The 5,188-nt window shown below is 31.5% G+C and carries 6 protein-coding genes; 2 read left to right on the forward strand and 4 right to left on the reverse strand.

From position 1 onward, the window contains the following. Window positions 1-1,010: 1,010 nt before the first annotated feature. On the forward strand, window positions 1,011-1,892 hold the full coding sequence (locus AC1UFB_RS15850; RefSeq protein ID WP_482589482.1) for a PhzF family phenazine biosynthesis protein: 882 nt from the start codon (window positions 1,011-1,013) through the stop codon (window positions 1,890-1,892). Window positions 1,893-2,235: 343 nt separating this feature from the next. Here the strand turns inward: AC1UFB_RS15850 and AC1UFB_RS15855 are convergent, their stop codons facing one another. Further along, on the reverse strand, window positions 2,236-2,667 hold the full coding sequence (locus AC1UFB_RS15855) for a hypothetical protein (RefSeq protein ID WP_025908230.1): 432 nt from the start codon (window positions 2,665-2,667) through the stop codon (window positions 2,236-2,238). A 313-nt stretch (window positions 2,668-2,980) separates the two neighbouring features. On the opposite strand from AC1UFB_RS15855, the gene AC1UFB_RS15860 reads away from it, so the two are divergent. Beyond that, entirely contained in the window at window positions 2,981-3,394 is a 414-nt protein-coding gene (locus AC1UFB_RS15860; RefSeq protein ID WP_138116234.1) for a cytidine deaminase, read from the forward strand. 103 nt (window positions 3,395-3,497) lie between these two features. On the opposite strand, the gene AC1UFB_RS15865 is transcribed toward AC1UFB_RS15860, so the two are convergent. From AC1UFB_RS15865 to AC1UFB_RS15875, 3 genes are all read right to left on the reverse strand, one after another. Beyond that, window positions 3,498-4,016, reverse strand: a complete 519-nt coding sequence (locus AC1UFB_RS15865; RefSeq protein WP_482589483.1) for a helix-turn-helix domain-containing protein — start codon at window positions 4,014-4,016, stop codon at window positions 3,498-3,500. 203 nt (window positions 4,017-4,219) lie between these two features. Further along, window positions 4,220-4,615 (reverse strand): type II toxin-antitoxin system death-on-curing family toxin, encoded by a 396-nt coding sequence (locus AC1UFB_RS15870; protein WP_328101699.1) that lies wholly within the window; start codon window positions 4,613-4,615, stop codon window positions 4,220-4,222. Between the two features lie 30 nt (window positions 4,616-4,645). Continuing rightward, entirely contained in the window at window positions 4,646-4,921 is a 276-nt protein-coding gene (locus AC1UFB_RS15875; RefSeq protein WP_328101698.1) for an AbrB/MazE/SpoVT family DNA-binding domain-containing protein, read from the reverse strand. Window positions 4,922-5,188 lie beyond the last annotated feature (267 nt).

The following is a 5,188-nucleotide window of genomic DNA, read 5'->3' on the forward strand; positions in this document are numbered from 1 at the left end:
TTCATTGGTAAGTGTTACCCTTATACTTCAACAGAGAGTAATTGTAATCCTTTAATTCAACTTATATAGACATAAAAAAGAGCCATTATGTTTCCAACAATGACTCTCATACTTTTTTATTTTCTAAAGACTATTATATAGCATCATTATGACTATCTAGCGAAATAGGAGGTCTCTTTAAAGGAACTTTCCAGTGCCACCAGTTGAAGATTCTAGCGATGATGATACACCCAAGGAAGATTCCGGTACAAGTTCAATGCTATCCGCTCATTAGCATTGCGGGTCCTGCCGACCGTGCAAATAATTCTAAAAGAGTACTTACAAATGTTAATCCGTTTACAACTTATTTTGTCGGTTATAGCTCTTCCTCTTATGTTATATAGTTTCATAACAAAGGATTATACTTTGCAGCCCTACGCGACGTTACTTTTCGGTTTAATCATGTTAATAATAGGACTGGTACAATTTCAAAATAAAAGTAAAGCTTTTTCTACATGTATGGTAATTACATGCTTAGATAAAAGGTGGATGACTTGCTCTTACACAATATAATATAATTTTATAATTTGTCCAGTGAAAAGATGGCAAAATAAAAAACTGTCTCCAGTAATAAAGAAGAGACAGTTTTTTATTTAAAGAGTTAAACGACATGATAAAAATGCAATTTGTAAAAAATAGTCTGACATTTAATATATCATATCTAACTAAAAAATCAATTATTTAGAGGGTAAAGCATATGTATAAAAGGTGCACTTTTTATACATTTGTTTGGGTTACGCCCTTGTATAAAACCCTTACGCGTCAAGGATGTATAAAAAGCTGCATAAATCAGAAACAAGGCCTCATCGAGAACCCTACTCCCATAAGGGTTCTTTTTTGGGGTGTGTTCCGGAAAGAGACATTATGTTAACTGAAAATGAATACAGTATTCATGAAAAATAGCTATCTACTTATCATTTTAATGAAAATAGTGTTATTATTTAAATATTAAAAAAATAAGGAGACTATCTATGAATTCACTAAATTATTCAATTGTCGATGTTTTTGCCCAAGGAAAATATACAGGAAATCAGTTAGCTGTTTTTAAAAACGTCAAGAATATTTCTGATAAAGAAATGCAACAAATAGCTAAAGAAATCAATTATTCAGAGACTACTTTCATTTTATCTAACACAAAAGAACTTGGTGGATATGACGTTCGAATTTTTACACCTAATGAAGAGGTTCCTTTCGCAGGTCATCCCACTTTAGGTACTGCCTATGTCATTCAGAATGAAATAGAAGAAGAAGCTTCTAATGAGCTTACTTTAAATTTTAAAGCTGGCCAAATTTCTGTTACTTCAGATGTTCAAGAGGATACTATTTGGATGAGACAGAATGAACCGACTTTTAGACAGGTTTTAGACACTAGTAGAATAGCTGAGGTATTAAATGTAGAAAAAGGTTACATAGACGATCGTTTCCCTATTCAAGAGGTTTCGACAGGACTCCCAGTGATTATTGTTCCTTTAAAATCTCTTGAAGCTGTTAAAAGGGTGAAAATAAATAAAGAAAAATGCTTTGAATTGATTGAACATACTGATGCAAAAGCTATAATGGTATTTTGTCCAGAAACATATAATTCTGAAAATCATGTAAATGTTAGAGACTTTGCTGATTATTATGGAGTTCCTGAAGATGCAGCTACTGGAAGTGCTAATGGCTGTCTAGCAGCTTACCTAGTCAAATATCGATACTTTGAACAAGATGAAATTAATATTCGTGTAGAACAAGGATACGAAATTTCAAGACCTTCTTTATTATTTTTAAAAGCGAAGAGTGATAATGAAAAAATCCATGTTCATGTAGGAGGAAAAGTAGAAAAGATTGCCCAAGGCGAATGGTTCTTATAATTAATTTACTTTGGATAGAAAATTAAAAGTAAAGTTAGATATCAAAAAAGCATGAGAATTTCAAATTCCAAGCTTTTTTGATATCTAAAAGCCGTTGTATGTCAACTACACACAAGCTCAAAAACGCCTTCATTTAGCGTTTTTTCTGTGTTAGTAGAAAAATGTGTTCTTTCAGTCTAAAAACCTCTCAAAAGCAATTATGGAGTCTGGGACGAGGGCGGACACAGGCGACGATACAAGTCGCAGCAAAAGTGATCGTGTGGTAAGGACTAGTTTTTTTGATGTGTTCCTAAAAGAGTGTTTATGTAAACTAGTTTTGTATATGGTATACATAGCTTATATTTTAATCTTGAGATAAATAAATCCAATTTCTTTCATCAAATTCTTCAATAATATAACTTGAACCTATATCTTTTAAAATTTTATTGAAAAATTTTATGTCAACTTCGTGATCATACAAATCTTCTTGAATGTATTCTGTAAAGATAAAGTTTGTTAAATTTGTATTGTTAACAAAATCTGAAAAGAATGATTTTAGAAAGTATGAATTTTCTTCACTTAATTTTTCGTCATTGATTAATGAAATCCTGAAAACATTTAAAATCGCATTAATATCTTCTTCATCCATATAACATAATGGATCTAGTTTTTTATCTTCTTCTGTGAATGGTTTTCTAGTGTCTTCAATTACTACATAAGAGAAGATTTGTCCGTCTTTTGATACTCGAAAAATTTCCAAATCCCGCAATTTTATAATTCTATTAAACGATACCATAATTTCCTCCTACCCAAATAACAATTCAAATTAGATACTACTAAGTTTAAAGGTATAGTATTTATTTTACAGTAAAATAATCTTATTTGTTGTTAATGAATATATACATACACATAAAAAAGGGATTTGCAGCTGTAAATTTCTTTTTTGTTTCCTAGAAGCTGGATTATGTTAACTAAGGATGGATGAAGTATACATGTAGTTATGCTCATCTTTTAGGGTCTGCTACTAAGTTTCATGGAAAATAAAGTATTTACTTTGCTTTCTGATAAGTTTAAAATTATTTAGAAGATTCTTTTAAGAGGTGTAACTTATGAGTATAGAAGAAGAATTGTATAATTCAGCAATTGATTTTGTTCAAAAGCGTTACCCCAAAGGATGGGGAGGAGCAGCAGCCATGAGGCTAGAAGACGGACAAGTATTAATTAGTGTTGCTCCTGAAGTAATTAATGCTTCAACAGAGTTATGTATGGAAACAGGTGCTATCTGTGAAGCCCATAAGCTTGGTTTAAAGGTTACTCATAGTATTTGCGTTGCCAGAGATGATGAGAATTCAAATTTTAAAGTATTAACTCCTTGTGGGGTATGCCAAGAGCGTTTGTTTTATTGGGGATCAGAGGTTAAAGCAGGTATCTATTCTGCTGAAAACAATCTATTATTCAAAACTTTAAAAGAAATTCAACCATATCACTGGTATGAAGCTTACCAAGAAGAAGCTCATCAATAAGTAAGAGAGAATACTATATTTTTAGTGTTCTCTCTTTTTGTTTCCGATAAATCTTGATTATGTTAACTAACTTTGCATAGAGCATACATAAACTATAATGACTTTATAAGGGAAATAGTAATTGCATAATATAGTCATAAAATAGCCCTATAAATACGATACAGCCTAATGTTAAAAAAGCACTCCAAAGGAATATAAAATACTTTTTCTTTACTATGTAGCAATACAGACTTAAAAAGGTAAAGATAATAAGCAAAAAGCCCAAACTAATGATTAGCCATCCGCCTAAACTATGCTGTGACATAAAGAACTGAGCCTTTATTAAAACACTACTAGCTAAGATCATGACTAGAATGAAAGCAAGTACAAAAAAATTAAAAACCTTTAAACGAATATCGTTTGTAGATAGTTTCTTTTGTAACTGCTTATCTGATTTTATTAGATAATCTAAACTAATGTTATATACTTCACTTAATTGAACAAGGTTTATAATATCTGGGACTGACTTATTGTTTTCCCATTTCGAAATAGCTTGTGCAGTTACATGTAGTTTTTCTGCTAATTGTTGTTGAGAGTAATTATGTTCTTTTCGAAGTTCTTTTAATTTATCTCCTAGATTCATTTGCCTCTCCTCCTTCATTCCCAATATAGACGAAGTTAGGGAGACAATCACGATAATATTGGTTGTTTTTGGTAAACTCCTATATAAACCAGTGGTTGAGTTAGATTTTTAGGCTAGTAGGGGTACCTAGAAAAGGTTTTATGTTAACTGCATTTAAATAAATAACTGTAAAAAGACCTTTTCTGTTTTGGAAAAGGTCTTTTTCATGAACGTTGAACAAGATTACTCGAAATCCAATCAGCAATATGCTGTAATGGAGGTTTGTTTGTCACAACAAAAGAAGTCATGTCTTCAGCTTCTTTTTCTCGAACATTTAAAATCCAACCATTCGTCCTTAAAAATAGGAATAAACAAGCGAATGCTGTTCGTTTATTTGCATTATGAAAAGAATGATTTTGTGCTAAGCTTTCAAACAATGCTGCAGCTTTCAATTCCAAACTAGGATAAGCATCAGATCCAAAAGCAGAACTTTGTGGACGCATAATCGCACTATCCAATAATTTTTCATCTTTTACACCAATATGTTCTTTAGGTGTATAACGTTGAATCATTACACCATTTAAGAAAATGGCTTGCTTATGAGTGAGATATTTCGTCATTTGCTAAGTCCCTTACCCTTTGTTTTTCTTTTAACGATCTGCGAGGTTACGTAGCGTATTATCGTATCGATCAAATAGATCCTTCATTCCTTCTAAAAAATCTGCATCTATTTCCTCGAAACCTTCTACATTTACCGCAGGTCGCTTTTTAAGTACTACTTTACCGTCTTTTTCAAGGTCAAACACAACCATTTCACCTTGTTTAACGTTTAAGTGTTCTAAAACTTCAGGTGGAAATGTCACTCCAGAGCTATTGCCAATTTTCGTAATTTTTCTTTCCACTTCTCTCACCACCATATCCATCATAATAATACCTCCTTAGTATTAGCATAGTATTAACATATGCTGGCGATTTTATAACAGTACGTATAATTTTACGTTATCACTGTTATAACAATTATACACGGTCTGTTGACTTTGTAAACCAAAAGTCATTATTAATTGAATAAAATATCAAGAGTTTGCTTTTATATGTGTTCCGAAAAAATCCATTATGCAAATTATATCACTAGTGTTGCATAAATGTTGACGCAATTTTCAGTTTAATGTTTTTTCCTGTTTAGAGCCAAAAAA

It is taken from the genome of Priestia sp. KCTC 13724 (assembly GCF_056820425.1).

Coding starts and splice junctions, on each gene's coding strand:
- AC1UFB_RS15855 (WP_025908230.1), bottom strand. CDS start 2,667: ATGGTATCGTTTAATAGAATTATAAAATTGCGGGATTTGGAAATTTTT.
- AC1UFB_RS15850 (WP_482589482.1), top strand. CDS start 1,011: ATGAATTCACTAAATTATTCAATTGTCGATGTTTTTGCCCAAGGAAAA.
- AC1UFB_RS15865 (WP_482589483.1), bottom strand. CDS start 4,016: ATGAATCTAGGAGATAAATTAAAAGAACTTCGAAAAGAACATAATTAC.
- AC1UFB_RS15860 (WP_138116234.1), top strand. CDS start 2,981: ATGAGTATAGAAGAAGAATTGTATAATTCAGCAATTGATTTTGTTCAA.
- AC1UFB_RS15875 (WP_328101698.1), bottom strand. CDS start 4,921: ATGATGGATATGGTGGTGAGAGAAGTGGAAAGAAAAATTACGAAAATT.
- AC1UFB_RS15870 (WP_328101699.1), bottom strand. CDS start 4,615: ATGACGAAATATCTCACTCATAAGCAAGCCATTTTCTTAAATGGTGTA.